The organism is Capnocytophaga gingivalis ATCC 33624, from assembly GCF_000174755.1.
In the GTDB taxonomy this organism is placed as follows: Bacteria; Bacteroidota; Bacteroidia; order Flavobacteriales; family Flavobacteriaceae; genus Capnocytophaga; species Capnocytophaga gingivalis.
In genome coordinates this window covers 110891-129241 of sequence record NZ_ACLQ01000022.1, presented here as the reverse complement: position 1 = coordinate 129241, position 18351 = coordinate 110891, and the positions used below count along the sequence as shown (strand labels likewise).

Below are 18351 nucleotides of genomic sequence, written 5' to 3'. Positions count from 1 at the left end.
AGATTATGATACCTTAAACTTTTCTATCTCTGAGAGTATAATGTCGTATTGTACTTTTATTATTGGGTCAGGAAGCAAATCTCTAGTTACCCTTGGAAAATCGGCATTATCTACTCTATATGACGACACGGATTTAAGATCGTAAACGAAGTTATCATTCTCTGGAGAAAAATCAAATCCGTATAAACTCAGCTTTGCAAGAAAAGTTTCTTTGTGGTGAGAAGGTTTTATCATAGCAATTAACTCGTTCACCAAAGCATTCAATTTTATACCGTTAAACGAAGGACTCATGCGCTCCATGGAGTACACAATCAGATACCCTTCTATTCTACCATCAAGTTGTTCAATAGATGAAATATGAACCGACTCTTTGCCAAAGTTGATGGTCTTTACCTCGTACCAGTCATTATCGTATGAGAAATCTTTATGAGTTTTCTCAGGTCCAATCCAACTTTCAAGAGCAGCATCAAGTCCCTTTGCAGGAATCATTTCGTTCCTAAGGAAGAGCAACTCCCCAATAAGCCCCATCACCTCAATCTCTGTAAGATTACCATGATTGGGCTTAAAGAGTTGCTTCCATGAGAAGTAACGAGCTCTAAGCGTTTGATAAGCCGTTTCGTCATCGCTGATTACTTGCGTAGAAGTAATCAGGTCTTCACAGAAGGTGCAGAAATATTCGAGCAACGCAGGATTCTCTAATGAGAAACGCATAAAGTTCTCATCCCCGCTATTGATGTGAGTAACAGAGATTACCTCTGAGCTCTTAGTACGAGCAGCCTTAAATTGACCTCTGAAATCAAAAGCATAACGCCCCATTTCGTCTTTACCCACATACAAACTAATGTTGTGGTTCTCACCAATCCTAATGAAATGACTTGCCTTGAAATCTCCAGATAGGAGTGTGTAAATTTTAATCTGCATCATCAACCTCCTCTTCTTCTGCGTCTTCTATATTAAGACGTTGATACACCTTATTTATTTTGTAATGAACGGCATTTTCTATTCCCTTAACTCCTGGCAAACCTATTGCAAAGGCTATAATATGGTCACTACCCAATTCTTCTCTGAACTTGGTCAGTTTCTGTTTCTCTTCTTTTCCTTTATCTGTTTCTGCTGGTGCAGGATGAATAGGCATAATGATGAAGATTGGTTTACGTGTTGGCAAGAATTCAAAGTATGCCTTCAACGGAATATTCTCACCTCCGTTACCTTTTCTATATTCATCTTCTGCGCACTTTATCTGTTCTTTCGTGAGTGCGTATTTTCCTTCTGAACTTCCACTAAGTGCTCTTCGACGTGAGCTTATCTGAACAACATTATTAGTACCATAATAGATGGAACGCTTAACACATTTCATATTCTGCAATCCGTCAAACTGGACATTTTCTTTGCTCTCACCTGCTTGAATTACAACGTCCCAATTCTCTATACCTGTATTCTTAGTATCATTTAGAAACTCAAGAATGTTTGGCACATTGAAATTTCCATTTGCCATCGAACACTTTATCTTTTCAATAATGCAATGATCATTTTCTTTGGAACATTCTCGAAGAAGCGTGAACTACTATCTGAAGTGTCATTTACATCCTTGGTAGCCTTTCCTACGAGGTCTGTATAACGCAGTGTATAACCACCCTTAAACAACGTATCAATAAAATTTGCGCTTTCCTTCAAATTGTTACGATTGTGCTCAATATTGAAGCTGACGTAGGGTGTATCGTAAATGTTGCCATAGAATGAGTAGCGCAAATCCAAACCTCTTGCTGCTCTCATCTTGTTTGAAGCCGTAATTTGTAATTCGTTACAGTTATCACGAACCTTTATACCAAAGTCTTTTGGCGTAAGGCGTTGGTCATACATGTTCTTAATATTATCTTTTAGCTCCTGTGATGAGCGCGCAATTTCAGCGTACCATTCAGCGCTTGTTTGGCTTGTCCATATCTGGAAAATATCGTCATAACCGTTACGATAGCCAAACCATCTCCCCATCTGCATAAGTACATCAAAGGTAGAGGTGTTTCTGTAGAAATAACTTACAAGAAGACCTTCGAGAGTCAAACCACGAGAAAGTGCCAAGCCACCAACGGCAATTACCCGAAGTGATTTATTGGTTCGATAATCAAGGCTATTGCTTTGCTTCGAGCCATTGACTACCATCACCTTAATCTTCTCAATCGCATTCATAATAGTTTCCCTCTGGATAACTCTATCAAATGTAATGTCTGTTACATGCGAAAAGTGCCTCTTCCAGAGTTTCTCGAATATTTGATAGAGAGGTAACTTTCTGTTGGTTGTATTTTTGTTAGTAAAGTTGAAGCGAATATTATTAAAGGCTTCTTCGTGAATACACTCTACGTGCTTAGTTATTACACGTTGCACCTTGATGAAACGGCTCATATTTATAAGCATACTTCGAGGGGCTGAATGTTGCCCTCTAAGGTCGCGAATGGCATTTGCCAGATAGAAACAATAGATGGCATCCGTCAATGATGCAGGCAATTTACCATCCCATTCTTTCTTATGACGACAATAGAATCCTCCTGAATTCAGGGATTCAATGTCATTATCAACTTGATCAAGGTATTCTTCCGAGGTATAATCTGGCTCTTCAATATCGGTAATGTAGCGCAAGTTGCGGTAGTACTGACCTTCAGGATAGAAAATCTTTTGAGCACCCACATAATTAGAAGGTGCTTCCAAGGCATAAATGAAGTGTTCTGGAAACAAATCTGAGTTCTTCATACTGTCCACAGATTCTGGATCAATGAATACATTTGCAAATGGTGTAGCTGTAAATCCCACATACGTTGTATCCTTAAAGAGCGTACAGATCTGACGTATCAACTTGTTTGTCTTTGTCGGGTCAGTTTCGTCTTTCTTTGTATTGACAGACGCATTATCAGCTTCATCATCAACCAATAACATAGGAATATCTATGTAACCCTTTACTGGATCAAGGTTTTGGTCTTTAAGCCACTTGTGGAGTCTCTGCAAAACGGAAACGTTCTTCTTAATGACAAATACAACCAAAGAGCTCTGTGAGTTCAACGACATTGCAATTCTATCATGATTGCCAACAAAATCATTAACACAGGATGTGAATGAAGTCGCTCTGAGTTCCTGATTATCTTTGCCAACACCAACACGTATAGAAGCCACATTACGACCTTGCCTCCTGCTAGTAAGACCAATAATACTTTCGTCAATACGCTCTTGTGTTTGTTGGCGAAGGCTTTCTGTAATTCCTGCAAGCAGTATGACTACTTTGTAGCCAGCATCGGCAGCCTTACAAATCAAACCAGAGTATGTTGCTGTTTTCCCAGATTGTACGTCACCAATGATAAGTCCTCTACGGAATCTTTTACCTTCAAACTGGTCATTGGGATTGCCAAGACAGTTCATTATGTTAGGCAGAGTATCCTCATCTAGAAGATTTATACTCTTTCTGCTGAAGGATGAATTCTTAAGAAGTAATGCTTTGTATTTATTCCAGAAATAAGGCTTCTTAATATCCTCATTGGAATACCACTCTTGTCTACTGTCATAATCATCAAAGATTACATTTCCCTTGGCATGAGTGATTTTGAACTGATACTCCACATCCGTGAAAAGACGTTTTCGTGTCTCTTCATCACAAGTAATCCGGAGCGACGTTATCGCTCTATCAATATATGTGTTAATGTTTTCAAATTTCACCTCATTGCCTACTGCTTTATCAGCATCGATGAAGATAAATGTTATTTGCCTCAACGAAAGGTATAAATCATCAGTCATTAGTTTATTTGAAATTATCAGTTAGTTTATCCATTAACTTTGGGTACTTGCAGAATGGCTCAGATTTCATCAGGTCGTTAATGATGCTTTCTGTAGTACTCTTCGTTGTAATCTTTAATGTACTTACCATTGTTACAGCAATTTGGAAGACATCATCAAAGCGACTATCTGTTTCTTCTACAGTAATTGCTTCATTTGATCTGTCAATGTACATTTGCTGAGTTGGGATGTTGTTCTCAATCTCTGTTACCAGCATTTCAAGATAGTTGTAATCCTCTTCAGACATTTTATCCTTGACAAACTGAAATAGTTTGCTTTCTCTGTTTATCTGGTAATAGAACATCTGGTTTCGACCTTCTTTTCTATCCCAGATATAATCTGTTTCATCGTCAATCTTTGCAGTTCTTCCTCGGTAAGTTTGCTGATTAACGGATGCTTCGAGTGTATCAAATACCGTTTTGCGCAACTGATTAAGAATACGCTTAGGGATAGAAGCATTTTGCTTCTTAATGTCAATACCCCATATGTCATCCAGCATATTAGGAATATCAACACGTATTCGAGCATTCTTTGTCAACTCAGCACGTTGTTTCATGCCAAACCAAGTACCCCAAATAATGAGACGATTATTTCGGTAAACGTAGAACCCTTGCTTTGCTCGGAGGTTTTCTATGCCTCCAATCAGCTTCTTGTCGTTATCAGAAAGATCGGTGGCAAAAGGAAGAACAAATGGTTTTACATGAATCAAGCGCTCCATTCCTTCACTATCGTTGATTGCTATAGTTCGTTCCCTTTTGCTTGAAGTTCTTGGATGACGTTCGAGAAATGGATCAAGCGGCTTTACACTCAAGTTGTTTATCTGAATTTGGAGTTTAGCACTACCTGTGGCAGAAAGGAATCTATGGAAAATAAGTGCAAGAGCTTTATCGAGCGAGTTCTTTAAATTATCAAGGGTTTCGTAAACCTGACCATCACTTGATTTTGACAAAACATCAAAGTCTCTCCAGATTACAAGTGTGCCTTTAGCCTGATCGGTAATCTGGCTAACGTATGGGAGATTGTCTATTTCTTGTGACGTAAGCTCTTGGATTATCCATTTTTGTTTTTTCTGGATGTAATCATAATCCCAAGTATAGGCGCTTCGTTTTCCTTGGCTATAACTAACTACCGTCAAATTTCTACATTGGGAAAGGGAAGCAGCCTTCATGCCCATGCCGAAACGCCCAAGGTCGTCTTCATCACGTTCTGCTTCTGACGCCATGCTCCCATAACGCATCGCCTCAAAGAGTTTTTCATCACTCATCCCTTCACCATCATCTAAAATACCTACAGCTGTCGGTTCAAGTGGAGTGGTTGGGAAGAGTACTTTTACGAGTGTAGCATGTGCGCTGATGCTATTATCAATAACATCGGCTACCGCGGATTCAAAGGAATACCCCATGGATCTAAGGGAACCCATTAAGGTAGGTGCTACAGGTATGTTTTCTCTATCTTTGGCCATCGTGACGCGACATTTTTATAATTTGGTCAAATACAGCTTTTGCTAGTAGTGGTGGTACGGCATTACCAATCTGTTGTTGGATGTGTGAGATAGGTCCTTCAAAATAGAAGTCATCTGGGAAACTCTGCAAGCGTGCGGCTTCGCGTACAGACAAACCTCTGTCTTGATAAGGGTGAATGAGCATACTCTTTCTGTAGTTAGAGATTACCACAGAAGGTTGGTCGGCAATAAGACGTTTGTAAATGCCACTATGAGTGCGTCCTTTATCTGCATAGTTCTGCATCAGTTCATCGGGGATTGCACGCCAGTTTTGCCCTTGTTTAATGTGCGTATAGCGTTGAATTACAAGGTTATTATTACGTGAAACAAAATTCTGAGTTGGGTAATGAGAATGCTCTCGCATAAGCTGAGCATACTCACTTGCTTCTGAACAAGGGACTTTATATTTGCCCTTTTCAAGCATCTCGCCATTATCCAAATCAGGCAAATCTCCAATAGCTTCTTCGACCGTAATTTTCTTCTCAAAAGGTTCTGGAAATTCAAATTCTATTCCATGACGATTACCCACCATGAAGAAACGGTTTCTATTTTGGGGGACACCATAATCAGATGCCCACAGCACCTGAGAATTTACCTCATAACCTAAAGCTCTGAAGCAATCCTCTATCATGTTCTTGGTTTTACCCTCTTCCATATTGGTTAATCCCCACACATTTTCAAGAACGAACCAAGTTGGTTTCAGCTCCTGAACAAAACGGACGAATTCTAAGAACAAGAAGTTATTTTCATTCTGCATATTTCGCGTACGAGTATTCGAAAGTGAAAATCCTTGGCAAGGAGGTCCACCCATAATGATAAATACTGGATCAATACCTTCTTTTAGTTTTGATGGGTCAATGTCTTTGATGTCTCCTTGAAGAACTTTTGCTCCTTTATGATTTCGAGTAAATGATTTAGCTGCACTTGGATTTATCTCAATTCCATAGCAGATTTGTATTCCAGCCATTTCTGCACCAAGGCTCAAACCTCCTGCACCTGAGAAAATATCTATTCCGTATAACATTGTGTTCTTGATTTAATATAGTACTGCTCTTAAAATAGGAATGGAATCCATATCTGATTGCTGTAAGGAGCCTATCGGTTGTATTTCTCATCGAATATATTCCCGTTCATATCGAGCCTATGCGACCTATCTCTTCACCCTCTGCGTTGTAAGCCGTTGTCGGCGTGCTGGGCAGGTCTGTTACGATGCTGTACACCTTGCCATCAGCGTAAGTGGCTTTCGTCCTTCGCTCTATACTATTTGCTATAGCAATAACTTTCACCCCCAACAGTATGGAGCGAAGTCATCATAAGGCAAATCCACAGAGCAAGAAGACAAAACAGCATACTCTATGCTCAATAACTATAGGGCAAAGATACAACAATAGTAGCTTATAAACAAAAGATTTAGATTATTTAACAGAACAAAGATTTTCTTTGACTTCACTCGTTTTTCATCGGATAATTAGTACCTTTGCTGTATCAAAACAAGTGTTCATTGAGGCATTGCAAAAGAAAGAAAGGGAAAGAAACTCGCTCGTTTCCAACTCGTAATCCCTTTTATCCTTTATTATTCCTTAGTTTCGTGATTATCTGAAAGATACATACTTATTGAATCTTTTGTGGGCATAAAGGGCGCATCAGTCTCTATAAGCATACGTTCTAAGGGTACATAACGTACTACTTCTTCCAAGAAAGCAAATCGGCGGCTATCGCTAATGGCGCCTGTAAAACCAATATAGTAGCCAGCATCAAGGTAGGTCTTTACCTCGCTCAAACTGCCTGTAAAACAATGTACTACACCCTTAGGCAGGAGGGTATAATCCTTGAGAATCCCTACAAATCGGTCAAAGGCAGCACGCTCGTGTAGGAATAGTGGCTTTTGCACCTCTTGGGCAAGGGCAAGCTGGGCACGAAAACACTGCTCTTGTACGGGACGAGGCGAGAAATCGCGATCAAAGTCTAACCCACATTCTCCTACCGCTACCACCTGCTTTTCCTTCAGTAGGGCGCTGAGCTGAGGTATGGTCTGTTCGTTCATTGTCTTAGCATCGTGTGGATGTATCCCCGCAGTACTATAGAGCAGGGTAGGGTAACCCTTAGCAAGAGCAAAGGATTCTTTGCTACTACGAAGGGAGGTGCCAGTGAGTATCATTTGAGTGACTCCCGCCTGCTCAGCACGGAGGAGGAGTTCCTCTTGGTCATGGGCAAATTGTCGGTTGGTTAAGTTTAGGCCTATATCTATCATTAGTTTTTAGTTTTGAATTTGAAATTTTGAGTTATTAGTTATTCACTTTTCACTCCTTCTGCGATCAGGTAGCCGCCACTCCAAGCATTTTGGAAGTTATACCCTCCTGTGACGGCATCTATATCCAGAGCTTCCCCGCCTATGTAGAGGGTAGGGAAGAGCTTGGAACGGAAGTTCTTGAAATCTATCTCCTTGAGGGAAACACCTCCAGCGGTAACAAACTCTTCTTTGAAAGGGGCTTTGTCATGAATAAGGAAAGTACTAGCGGTTAAGGTCTGAGTTAAGGTGTGTAACTGTCCTTTGTTTAGCTCCGCCCATAGTTGGTGAGGGAGTACCCCTGAACGCTCTAAGAGCTTGTTCCATAGCTTTTTAGTTAAATTGAAAGGGCAGTGATTCTGCAATTCTTTACGAGGATGTTTTTGCTTTTCTTCTTGTAATATAGAAAGTGCTTCCTCTGAGGAAAGGATTTCTTCTTCGGCTAACCAATTGATTTGTAGGGAAAACTTATAATCCAGCTGAGCAAGGATTCTGGCGGCAAAGGCAGAAAGTCTCAGTATCACAGGCCCACTGAATCCCCAATGAGTTACAAGCAGTGCGCCTACAAGCCCTTGTTTCTCTAAGAGAGGGATTTTCAAAGGAGAGTGGTCGGTAGCCAAAAGCTTTGCATTTACCTCCTTGCTCACTCCGGCAAGCCCTTCTATAAAGGAATCTTCTGTAGCGAAAGTAAAGAGCGAGGGTACAGGGGGGACAATGGTGTGTCCTAACTGGGATAACAGTTGCCATACTTTGGGATTACTACCGGTGGCTACAACTAAGTTGCGGCTGTGAAAAACCTCAGTTGCCTGTACTTTCCACTGCTCTTTCTCAAAAGAAAAAGCATGGACATTCTGCTTGTATAGAATCTCAATGTTATATTTTTTAGCCAAGGAAAGAAAACAATCTATAATCGTCTGTGAGCTATTGGATACGGGAAATATACGCCCATCGGCTTCTTCCTTGAGGGCTACCTGATGCGTCTCGAACCACTTCATGGTGTCTTTGTTGGAAAAGCGAGAAAAGGCGCTCAATAGCTCTCGGTTGCCTCGGGGGTAGTTCTTGACAAATTCCCGTAGGTTTGTCTCTCCATTGGTGAGGTTGCAGCGTCCTCCGCCAGAGATACGTACCTTACCAAGGGCTTCTTTTCCTTTTTCGAGAATAAGAATGCGCTTGTGAGGGGCTCCTTCGGCTATATTGATGGCGGTAAAGAGCCCAGAGGCTCCTGCACCAAGGATAATAACATCATACAATTGTCTCATAGCTTACAAAAAAATCTGTGAAAAGTAGCCTCTCCACAGATTTTTGAACAAATTATTGATAAATTAAATTATTTCTTGTGTTTGTGAGTAACTTCCTCAGCAGGTGCTTCCTCTTTTCTATTTTTAGAAGTATCATACACCAATGGGGTCGCTACAAAGATAGAAGAGTAAGTACCTACTACTACCCCGATAATCATGGCAAACATGAATCCTCTGAGGGTTTCTCCACCAAAAATGAAGATAGCCAATAGGGTAAGCAAGGTAGTAAGTGAGGTGTTGAGCGTACGACTTAGGGTAGTGCTTACTGCATGGTTAAGAGTATTTGCACTCCAGCCTTTCAGACCTATTTCCTCACGGATACGGTCAAAGATAATCACCGTATCGTTCAAGGAGTAACCAATTACCGTTAGGATAGCCGCGATGAACTGTTGGTCTATCTCGAGGCTAAATGGCATCACAGAGTATAGCAAGGAGAATGCTCCTAAGGTGATAATCACGTCGTGAGTAAGCGCTGCTACTGCTCCCATAGAGAATTGCCATTTGCGGAAACGTACCAAAATGTATCCAAAGATGATGATTAGCGAACCAATAATAGCCCATACCGCACTGCTCTTGATATCCTCGGCGATACTTGGCCCTGTCTTGTCGGACTTCATCACTCCAAGTCCTTCTCCACTCATGAACTCTTCATAGGAGATTTTTTCGCCCATTACAGGTTGTAGGTCATTATAGAGGATTTCTTGGATTTCGTTGTCCGTTTGGGTACTCTCATCGTTGTATTTGTATTTGGTAGAGATACGTACTTGGTTAGCTGCACCAAAGGTTTTTACTTCTACAGAACCGAGCTTACCAGCCTTTAGAAGAGAAGCTATTTCTTCTGTTTTTACAGGATTCTTAAAGCGGATTTGGTAAGAACGACCTCCTACAAAGTCAATACCTTGGTCGAAACCACGGGTGAACATAGAGCCTAAGCTGATAAGAATCATGATAGCGGAAATACTGTACCATACTTTTCTCTTAGAAAGGAAATCTATATTCGGATTCACCAATATATTCTTAGAAATCGAAGTGGTAAAGGAAAGTTCTTTGCCTTTGGCCACATACCAGTCGATAAGTAAGCGAGTGATGAATACAGCAGTAAAGATAGTTGTTACAATACCAATCATCAAGGTAGTAGCAAATCCTTTGATAGGTCCACTACCAAACACGAAGAGCACGGCTCCAGTGAGGAAGGTAGTGATATTGGCATCAAGTACAGAAGTAATAGCGTGGCTAAAACCATCATGAATGGACTGAGTAAGCGACTTGCCATTTCTAAGTTCCTCTCGAATACGCTCGAAGATAATCACATTCGCATCGATGGACATACCTATAGTAAGCACAATACCCGCGATACCAGGAAGGGTAAGTACAGAGTTGATACTCACTAAGATACCGAACATAAGTAGGATGTTGAATACTAAAGCGATATCAGCAAATATCCCTGCACGTCCGTAGTAGACTAACATCCAGAGGAAGATAATAAGTCCCGCAATGGCGAAGGAGATAAATCCGCTGGTGATAGCCTCTTGTCCTAAGGAAGGACCTACAATTACTGATTGTACAATATCGGCAGAAGCAGGGAGCTTACCTGCACGAAGTACGTTGGCTAAGTCTTGTGCTTCTGCTACAGTGAAGTTACCCGTAATCTGGGTGCTTCCTCCAGAGATAGGGCCAGAGGTAACTGTAGGAGCGGAGTATACAGTGTTGTCCAAAGTGATGGCGATATTTCCTCTCTCGGTAAATACTTTTCCGGTGAGGTTTTCCCATAGCTTAGCCCCTTCTCTGTTCATATTCATAGAGACACAAGGTTGGTTATGGTTGTCATAAGTCTGTACCGCTTCGGTAACTACACTTCCTGTGAGTGGGGGTTCATTGGTGCGGTTGCCACGTAGTGCATAGAGTTCTACTAAGTCAGAACGGCGCAAGAGGCTTTGAAGTCTTTCTTTGAACTTCTTAGCATTGGCAGGATCTGCTTGTTCTGCTTCATAAGGCCAAAACATGCGGTATAGCTGTTGTAAGTCAGTGAGCTTATGAGGCTTTCCGAATACGAACTTAGCATATTTCAGCTCGGCAGGTTGCAGTCTCTTTGCTTCATCGCTCTTGAGATAAGAGAGGAGCTTGGTGGTATCTGCAGCTAAGAAATAAGCGATAGAAGGAGAGTTTTCCCCATTGGTAAATTGAAAAAGATCAAACAAAGGATTCTTCTGAGCAGGAGCTAAAGAGTCCTTTTTCTGAGCGGTTTTGTTCAGAAGAGAATCTACCTCGTTGTGAGCCAAGGAATCTCTCTTGGAGGAGAGGGTATCAATAGCTGTGGTAGTCTTTGGAGTTTCAGTAGTAGGGGTGTTTTCAGCAGTCTTATCGCCTTCTTTAGCTTGAAGAGCAGCATCCAACTGACTGAAATATAGAGCGAAGTCACCAGCCTTGAAGGTTTCCCAGAATTCCAATTGGGCGGTACTTTGCAAGAGATTCTTCACACGAGAGATATCTTTTGCACCAGGGAGTTCTACTGAGATACGGCCTGAGTTTCCTAACTTTTTGATATCAGGATTAGTCACCCCGAACTTATCAATACGCTTACGCAATACCTCAAAAGCGGAGTCTATAGATTCATCTATCTTCTTGCGGAGAATAGGTTGCACTTGAGAGTTGCTCATCTGTGGAGTGATCTGAGCACTAAGAGTCTTGTTGCCAAAGATATCTGGAGCAGAGAGCTTAGCCCCTGTAGCATCAAAAGCTTCAAAGAAGAGGTCGATATAGCTTTGGTCTGTCTCACGAAGACGCTTATCAGCTTGGTCTAAAGCCTTTTCAAAATCAGCATTTTTAGAATTTTCAGCCAAGCTGCGGAGGATGTCGTGTACAGAAATCTGTAGGGTAACATTGATCCCTCCCTTAAGGTCAAGCCCTTCCTTAAGCTCACGATCTTTTACTTCTTTGAAAGTGTAGTTCGTTAGCAAGAGGTTGTATACAGGTTCATTAGCGATAGAATCCAAGTACTTGGAGACTATTTTTTCACGCTTATGAGTGTAATCCTCTACCGAAGTAGGTACTTTTTGTGCGGCAAATTGTTCAGCTTTTTTCTCTTGACGATTTGCTACAAAAGTAAAAGAGAGCTGGTAAATGCTCACTAAACCAAAGAGTAAGGCAAATAATTTTACTAATCCTTTGTTTTGCATTTTACGATGATTTATACTATTTCAAAAAACGTGCAAATATATGAAAATTATGTGAATAATCAGTCTTTTTCTGTGGATTTTTTTTTTAACAAGAGATTGTGAGCGGTGGGCAGTCGGCAGTCGGCAGTGAATAGAGAGCGGTGAGCAGAGAACAGAGAAGGGAGAGCAGAGAACAGAGGGGGTAAGGGGGATTATTTGAAAAGTCTAAAAAAACTGTATCTAAAGTGTGAATTTTGTTTAGGTAGAATACCTTACCTTTTTGATAATCAGTTTTTTTGATTTATCTATTTCTGTTATCTATTGCCTAAATAAAAAAGCCATACAATGAATGTATGACTTTTTTGTGGGTCCTACTGGATTCGAACCAGTGACCCTCTGCTTGTAAGGCAGATGCTCTGAACCAGCTGAGCTAAGAACCCTAAAATAAATAATTTTTTCTAAACAAAAGTGTGGGTCCTACTGGATTCGAACCAGTGACCCTCTGCTTGTAAGGCAGATGCTCTGAACCAGCTGAGCTAAGAACCCTTTTGTAATCGGGTGCAAAGATACTATCTTTTTTTGAATTGACAAATATTTTTTGTGTTATTTTTTTATTTTTTCACAAATCTCTGTCTTTCAATGATATAATAAAATATTCATATGTTATTGCTCGTTAATCATTAGCCATTAATCATTAATTTTGTACTTTTGCACTCTCATACCAATACAAATGTCAGCAGAAGTTACCTTAAAAATAACCGATAGAGAGGGAACACTCTTTGAAGTAGAGGCGCCTACCGATATGAATATGTCTCTTATGGAAGTAATTCGTGCCTATGCTATTGCCGAGGATGGCGAGATAGGAGTGTGCGGAGGTATGGCCATGTGTGGCTCTTGCCAATGCTATATAGTGAGTGATACCCCCCTCCCTGAGATAGGAGCGGAGGAAGAAGCGATGCTTTTTGAGACTTCTTATACAAAGGAAAACAGCCGATTAGGCTGTCAGATTCCTATTACCGAGGATCTTGATGGACTGGAGGTAATATTGGCTCCCTATCCGTAGGAAGTATCATTTGTGCAAAGGGGAGGATTGTTTGCATCCCCTTGCTAATGAAGTACTCCTTTATATAGCTTTCCTCCCCTATGGCCAGTACAAAATCGCCTCCCCAAGCTCCTAAGCTCTTGATGGTTCCTGAAAAATCCTTGAATAGGGAATCCTTTACAGTAGGGAGTCTTAGGTAGCTTGATAGTACGGCCTCGTGCTCGCTAAGGAGCTTGGAAAAGGTGTCTAAAGAGTGGGTGCGATAGATCTCTTCTGTAAGCTGGCTAAGCTGAGAGACGAGAGGTTTTTTGTTTTTCTTTAGCCCTTGGTATAGGGCAATTCCTTCTCGGCTGTTTTGTTTTTTGTTCAGGTATACAAAGAATAAGGAAGTTGCAAAAGGGGGGCTGTAGTATATAGGATATACTTTGGCTTTGCCTTCGGTCAATTGGTATAGAATAGGGGAAGAGGCTCTTGCACAAGCGATGTCATACCCACTTCCTCCAAAGCTATTCCAGAGCAGTTCATAAGGGTTTACCTCTGCCCACTGAGCAATCATACTGATAAGGGTGGAGGAGGAACCCAATCCCCATTCTCTGGGGAAATCCAATCTTGTCTCTACGTGTACTGATTGGCCTGTAAGGAAGTTAGGTTGCATTCTCTGGGCTTGGGAGAGGATTCGCTCTAAGGTCTGGGTGATAGGATTGGTATCTCCTACAAAGAGTTGTCCCTCATACCAGGGAGTTCCCTCTTGGGTAAGGCTACGGAAGAAAATACCTTCCCTCTCGGAGGGGCTAATGTGCATCTCTTGGCCATATTGGGTAGGAAGGGCTATTGCAAGTGCTCCGTCCAAGACCGCATATTCCCCAGTAAGGAGCAATTTTCCATGAGCAAAAAAATGATTTCCTTTTTCCATAACAGTCGCATTTTCAAGAAAAAACCCCTTAAGAGCTTATGCTCTCTAAGGGGATAGATTCACTAAACAATTATTAACTTTTTCAGCTTATATTTACAACCTTTTCTATCTCAGGAGCGTATTTCTTAATAGTCATTTCCACTCCGCTTTTGAGGGTCATCTGGTTTACACTACAGCTTAGGCAGCTTCCTAATAGCTTTACTTTCACTATTTTATCATCTTCTATTCCGATAAGGGAAATATCTCCCCCATCATTCTGTAGGTAAGGACGTATCTCGGCTAAGGCTGTTTCTACTCGTTGTAACAAGTCTGGATTATTCATGTTGGTATTAAGTTATAAGGTTCTATTTTAATAGTGCAAAGATACAGAATAAATCAATGTATAATTGTTAATTGTTAATGGCTAATTGTTAATTATATAAGGGAGTTTGTTAATGGTAAATAGTGTATGAGCCATACTTGCTTTTCCTTTTTTTAATTCATATCCAGCTCTGAGTTGCTAACTTCACCCCTTTTTTACTCAAAAAGTATGGGTAAGAATGAAGTTCTGTCGCGCTAAGGTAGGATCCATATTTTGGCAGAAAGGATTATTTTTCTGAGGAGGTAGGAAATAGATGAATCGCACATACTTATATATAAGGTAATATCGCTCAGAGTTGCGAATGATGTCTCCCAATAGGTACAAAGGGGTCGTTTCGGTATCTATGGAGAGCTGTTCCAAGGAAAAGAGTAGGTAGTAGAGCATATCTATAGGCTCCTCAAAGGCAAAACGATTGAAGAAAGCCAGTTGCCCTTCTTTGAAGATCACTAAGTGAAAAGCATCTTTGTCGAAATGAGCATAGACAGCATTTTTCTTCTGGGGGTTGTGCATCAGCAGTACGCCCAGTAGGGTAGTGGTCAGGTGTTCGTACTCGAATATTCCATAGGTCTCCCTCAGGATACGGTTGATAGAGGCATTGGGGATGTATACATTGACCATCTGTTCCTCCTTGAGAGTGTCATGGCTGATGATCTGGTTGTGGTATTCGGTAACATTGAACTTGAGATACTCAAAGAGGTGATCTGTGACAAAATATTTTTCAGGAACAAAAGCAAACTGTTCATTGTTGTGCAGTACCTTGATAGTGTCAAAATCCTGACAGAGTGCGCGCTCTTCCTTGAGGTAGTTCTGGATCTCTCGTTCTACGACAAGTGCGGGCATGGAAGGGGGAAGGGGTAGGTGATAGATGGATTCTATACATGAAAGAGCTGGGTTAAAGATACAAAAAGAAAGCCCATCCAAATTCAATTGAATGGACATCTTTTTAAACTCAATATGTAAGTTATTTTCTTGCGGCACCTTTTTTATCTGTTCTTTCGTTGTAATAAGAAGGCCAGTTTCCACTGGTAGAGACTTCGGTCAAGGAACCTACAGATATATACGCACCTTTGACATCATTAACCCCTGTTTTTTGCAGTTCTCGCTCTATTTCATCTTGATCTAATCCCTTGAGAACGTCTTTTTTAGGTACTTTTACCTCGAAGACAGGGAATTTTACATCTCCCTCACGAGAGATCACCCCTGTTTCTATAGTCAAAGGAATCTGTCTGTCTCCGATAGTTACTGAAGACATCTGTTTGTAGCGTTCGTTGTCCTTGAACAAAGAATCTTTTACAGATATTTTTCCTATAGTATCTGTCTTTACAGATTGTTTGAGCACATCTATCTTGAAGTGTGGGTCATACTGTACCCAGCTGGTATCTTTCTTGGTTGTGATATAAAAATGAGCGGTCTCGATGAATTTTTCTAACTCACCGAAATTGTTGGTATAGGTCTTATGAATGGATTCATAGGCTTCTTCACTCTTACGAATATCCTTAAGTTTGGCAATTACTTCTGCATAACGCGCTTTGCTTTCTTTCTCAAACTCGATGGGTGCTTGTATAGATTTGTATATTAAAAAGAACCCTATAGCGCTGATTATCAGCAATCCAAATTGAATACCTCTTCTCATATAATTATGTATTTTGTATTAAGTTCGCAAAGAGCAAAGATACAATAAAATTTTTAATAAAAAAGTTTTTTTGCAAAAGATTTTTTTTACTATCTTTGAAATCATTTATTAGCCTATGGATGCATCGGATATTTACGATCTACTTTTAAGTCATTTTTCATGGGAGCCCACCGAATCACAGGAGGTTGTATTAGAGGAGCTTGCAGAGTTTTTTTCTCAGGAGGAAGAGGAACAAAAGCTCTTTCTCCTCAGGGGTTTTGCGGGTACAGGAAAGACAACTCTGGTCAATACTCTGGTCAAAACCCTCAAAGAGCTTTCTGTTCGGGTGGTGCTACTGGCTCCTACTGGGCGTGCAGCCAAGGTGATAGCCTCCTATGCGGGTCAGAAAGCTTTTACTGTACACAAATGTATCTATCGCCCAATGGGAGAAGGGGGAGATTTCTCTTTTACTCTTAGGGATAATAAGGCTTCTCATGCCTTGTTTATAGTAGATGAGGCCTCTATGATAGGGGAGGAAGCCAGTTTCGCAGGGCGCTCACTACTCTCTGATCTGATTGAGTTTGTCTATACAGGGGATCATTGCTACCTTATGCTTATAGGAGATTCTGCTCAGCTCCCTCCTGTACATACCTCAATGAGCCCTGCTCTTGATTACGAGCGGCTTTCTTCCTATTATTGCAAAAAGGTAAGTGAGGGAATCCTTACAGATGTGGTCAGACAAGGCAAAAAATCGGGTATTCTATATAATGCAACACGGCTGAGAAAGCGTATTGAGAATTTTAAAGATAATTTTCGTATCCGTACCTCACCCTTCACCGATGTTATTCCTTTACAGACTTCCTATGATTTGGAAGAAGCCTTGATGGATGCTTATGCAGAGAGTGGGGTAGAGGAGACCTGCTTTATTGTTCGTTCCAATAAGCGGGCGGTAGAGTATAATCAGCAAATTAGGAAGGTAGTTTTTGACTATGAGGAATCCTTATGTGTGGGAGACTTACTTATGGTGGTCAAAAATAATTATTATTGGCTCGATAATGCCTCTCAGGCAGGCTTTATCGCTAATGGGGATACGATAGAAGTGCTTGAAATCAATCATGTAGAGAGATGCTATGGCTTTACTTTTGCTCATGTCCTTATCCGTCTATTAGACTACCCAGAGTTAGAACCTTTGGAAACGATACTTTTCTTAGATACTTTAGAAAGCCCGTTGCCCGCCCTCTCAAGCGAAGAGCAAGAGAATCTATATTATGCTATTATGCAGGAATACAACAAGCAGACTGGGCAAGTGGCTCCACTGAATATGAAGCTACATCCTTATTACAATGCTCTACAGGTGAAGTATGCCTATACAATTACTTGTCATAAGAGTCAAGGAGGTCAATGGGAACGTGTCTTTGTAGAAAAACCTTTTTTGCCAGAAGGACAGAGTGTGGCTTATTTTCGTTGGCTCTATACAGCCCTGACCCGAGCTAAGAAGAAGGTATATCTGATCAACTTTCCTTATGAGGAGATTATCTCGGATTAAGGGTAGATTTCTTCCCATTATTTTTTATTCTCGGCAAAAAAAAAGACACAACAAACCCAATATATGAGTTTGTCGTGTCTGAATTTTGGTAACCTATCTTACGTAATTCGTTTTAATTAGATAGCTTCATTCAGGTAGGACTTAAGCATCCAGAGATTTTTCTCCTGTTCTACTACGAAATCATTGATAAGAGTGTTGGTACCTGCATCATTTGCCTTGTCAGAAAGTTCGAGGAGTTCTCTCTCCAAAGGAAGTAAGGCTACAAGGCTGTCTATCACAAGGCGAACCGCTTTGTCATCGTCAAAAACATTCTCTCCTACAGGAATTGTAGCATGCTTTACATAGCTTGCCAAGGTGTTGAAAGGTACTCCACCGAGGGTAAGAATACGTTCAGCAATTTCATCTACCTGCTCCTGAGCGGCATTGTATAACTCTTCGAACTTGATATGTAGTTCAAAGAAACGTTTTCCCTTTATATTCCAATGTACACCGCGCAAGTTCTGGTAATAGGTTTGATAATTAGAAAGAAGAATGTTCAAAGCATGTATTTCTTTCTCTACTTCGGCTTTTTTAAGCCCTAAACTATTAAAACTCATGATTATAAATTTTTAAATTTCACAGGACAAAGGTACAACTTTATCCATAGAAAGCAAGCCTTTTGCTATATTTTTTATTTATATGAATATAGTTTTTATTGATAGCAAAACTAAATCACTATAAACAAAAACTATAATAAACAATAATGAGAAAGTGAATGATGAGCCAAAGTAAGGGTGAAAGATAAATTTCGATATTTAACTTTTTGTTGTATTGATTTTATATC

The 18351-nt window shown here is 40.6% G+C and carries 15 protein-coding genes and 2 tRNA genes; 2 read left to right on the top strand and 15 right to left on the bottom strand.

Going from position 1 to position 18351, the window contains the following annotated elements:
* Positions 1–3 precede the first annotated feature (3 nt).
* The 10 genes from CAPGI0001_RS08935 to CAPGI0001_RS08890 all read right to left on the bottom strand — a co-directional run bounded on the left by CAPGI0001_RS08935 (position 4) and on the right by CAPGI0001_RS08890 (position 12600).
* Complete coding sequence (locus CAPGI0001_RS08935) at positions 4–924, bottom strand: PD-(D/E)XK motif protein (protein ID WP_232781086.1); 921 nt, start codon at positions 922–924, stop codon at positions 4–6.
* On the bottom strand, positions 911–1495 hold the full coding sequence (locus tag CAPGI0001_RS13210; protein ID WP_002668935.1) for a hypothetical protein: 585 nt from the start codon (positions 1493–1495) through the stop codon (positions 911–913). The genes CAPGI0001_RS08935 and CAPGI0001_RS13210 overlap by 14 nt, the downstream gene beginning before the upstream one ends.
* Positions 1496–1503: 8 nt before the next feature.
* Positions 1504–3774: a Z1 domain-containing protein gene (locus CAPGI0001_RS08925; RefSeq protein ID WP_002669121.1), complete on the bottom strand. Its 2271-nt coding sequence runs from the start codon at positions 3772–3774 to the stop codon at positions 1504–1506.
* A 4-nt stretch (positions 3775–3778) separates the two neighbouring features.
* A complete protein-coding gene (locus CAPGI0001_RS08920) occupies positions 3779–5275 on the bottom strand; it encodes an ATP-binding protein (protein ID WP_002668941.1) in 1497 nt (498 codons plus the stop codon).
* On the bottom strand, positions 5262–6338 hold the full coding sequence (locus CAPGI0001_RS08915) for a DNA cytosine methyltransferase (RefSeq protein WP_002669071.1): 1077 nt from the start codon (positions 6336–6338) through the stop codon (positions 5262–5264). Before CAPGI0001_RS08915 ends, CAPGI0001_RS08920 begins: the two co-directional genes overlap by 14 nt.
* Before the next feature lie 549 nt (positions 6339–6887).
* Complete coding sequence (locus tag CAPGI0001_RS08910) at positions 6888–7565, bottom strand: TatD family hydrolase (RefSeq protein ID WP_002668821.1); 678 nt, start codon at positions 7563–7565, stop codon at positions 6888–6890.
* 38 nt (positions 7566–7603) lie between these two features.
* The gene (locus CAPGI0001_RS08905) at positions 7604–8860 is read right to left on the bottom strand and encodes a BaiN/RdsA family NAD(P)/FAD-dependent oxidoreductase (RefSeq protein ID WP_002669059.1); all 1257 of its coding nucleotides are present in this window, start codon (positions 8858–8860) and stop codon (positions 7604–7606) included.
* Between the two features lie 68 nt (positions 8861–8928).
* Positions 8929–12075, bottom strand: coding sequence for a protein translocase subunit SecDF (gene secDF, locus CAPGI0001_RS08900; protein ID WP_002669026.1), 3147 nt, complete (start codon positions 12073–12075; stop codon positions 8929–8931).
* Positions 12076–12419: 344 nt separating this feature from the next.
* Positions 12420–12494, bottom strand: a tRNA-Val gene (locus tag CAPGI0001_RS08895).
* Between the two features lie 31 nt (positions 12495–12525).
* A tRNA-Val gene (locus CAPGI0001_RS08890) sits at positions 12526–12600 on the bottom strand.
* Between the two features lie 184 nt (positions 12601–12784).
* On the opposite strand from CAPGI0001_RS08890, the gene CAPGI0001_RS08885 reads away from it, so the two are divergent.
* The gene (locus CAPGI0001_RS08885) at positions 12785–13117 is read left to right on the top strand and encodes a 2Fe-2S iron-sulfur cluster-binding family protein (protein ID WP_002669115.1); all 333 of its coding nucleotides are present in this window, start codon (positions 12785–12787) and stop codon (positions 13115–13117) included.
* Here CAPGI0001_RS08885 and CAPGI0001_RS08880 read toward each other — a convergent pair.
* The 4 genes from CAPGI0001_RS08880 to CAPGI0001_RS08865 all read right to left on the bottom strand — a co-directional run bounded on the left by CAPGI0001_RS08880 (position 13068) and on the right by CAPGI0001_RS08865 (position 16003).
* A complete protein-coding gene (locus CAPGI0001_RS08880; protein ID WP_002669044.1) occupies positions 13068–14009 on the bottom strand; it encodes a GYDIA family GHMP kinase in 942 nt (313 codons plus the stop codon). The two genes, CAPGI0001_RS08885 and CAPGI0001_RS08880, sit on opposite strands and share 50 nt — an antisense overlap.
* A gap of 82 nt (positions 14010–14091) precedes the next feature.
* Positions 14092–14331, bottom strand: coding sequence for a NifU family protein (locus tag CAPGI0001_RS08875; RefSeq protein ID WP_002668797.1), 240 nt, complete (start codon positions 14329–14331; stop codon positions 14092–14094).
* 198 nt (positions 14332–14529) lie between these two features.
* On the bottom strand, positions 14530–15348 hold the full coding sequence (locus tag CAPGI0001_RS08870) for a DUF3822 family protein (protein WP_081451929.1): 819 nt from the start codon (positions 15346–15348) through the stop codon (positions 14530–14532).
* Positions 15332–16003: a hypothetical protein gene (locus tag CAPGI0001_RS08865; RefSeq protein WP_002668938.1), complete on the bottom strand. Its 672-nt coding sequence runs from the start codon at positions 16001–16003 to the stop codon at positions 15332–15334. Before CAPGI0001_RS08865 ends, CAPGI0001_RS08870 begins: the two co-directional genes overlap by 17 nt.
* A gap of 115 nt (positions 16004–16118) precedes the next feature.
* On the opposite strand from CAPGI0001_RS08865, the gene CAPGI0001_RS08860 reads away from it, so the two are divergent.
* Complete coding sequence (locus CAPGI0001_RS08860) at positions 16119–17528, top strand: ATP-dependent DNA helicase (RefSeq protein WP_002669117.1); 1410 nt, start codon at positions 16119–16121, stop codon at positions 17526–17528.
* Positions 17529–17644: 116 nt separating this feature from the next.
* On the opposite strand, the gene CAPGI0001_RS08855 is transcribed toward CAPGI0001_RS08860, so the two are convergent.
* A complete protein-coding gene (locus CAPGI0001_RS08855) occupies positions 17645–18124 on the bottom strand; it encodes a Dps family protein (RefSeq protein WP_002668826.1) in 480 nt (159 codons plus the stop codon).
* Positions 18125–18351 lie beyond the last annotated feature (227 nt).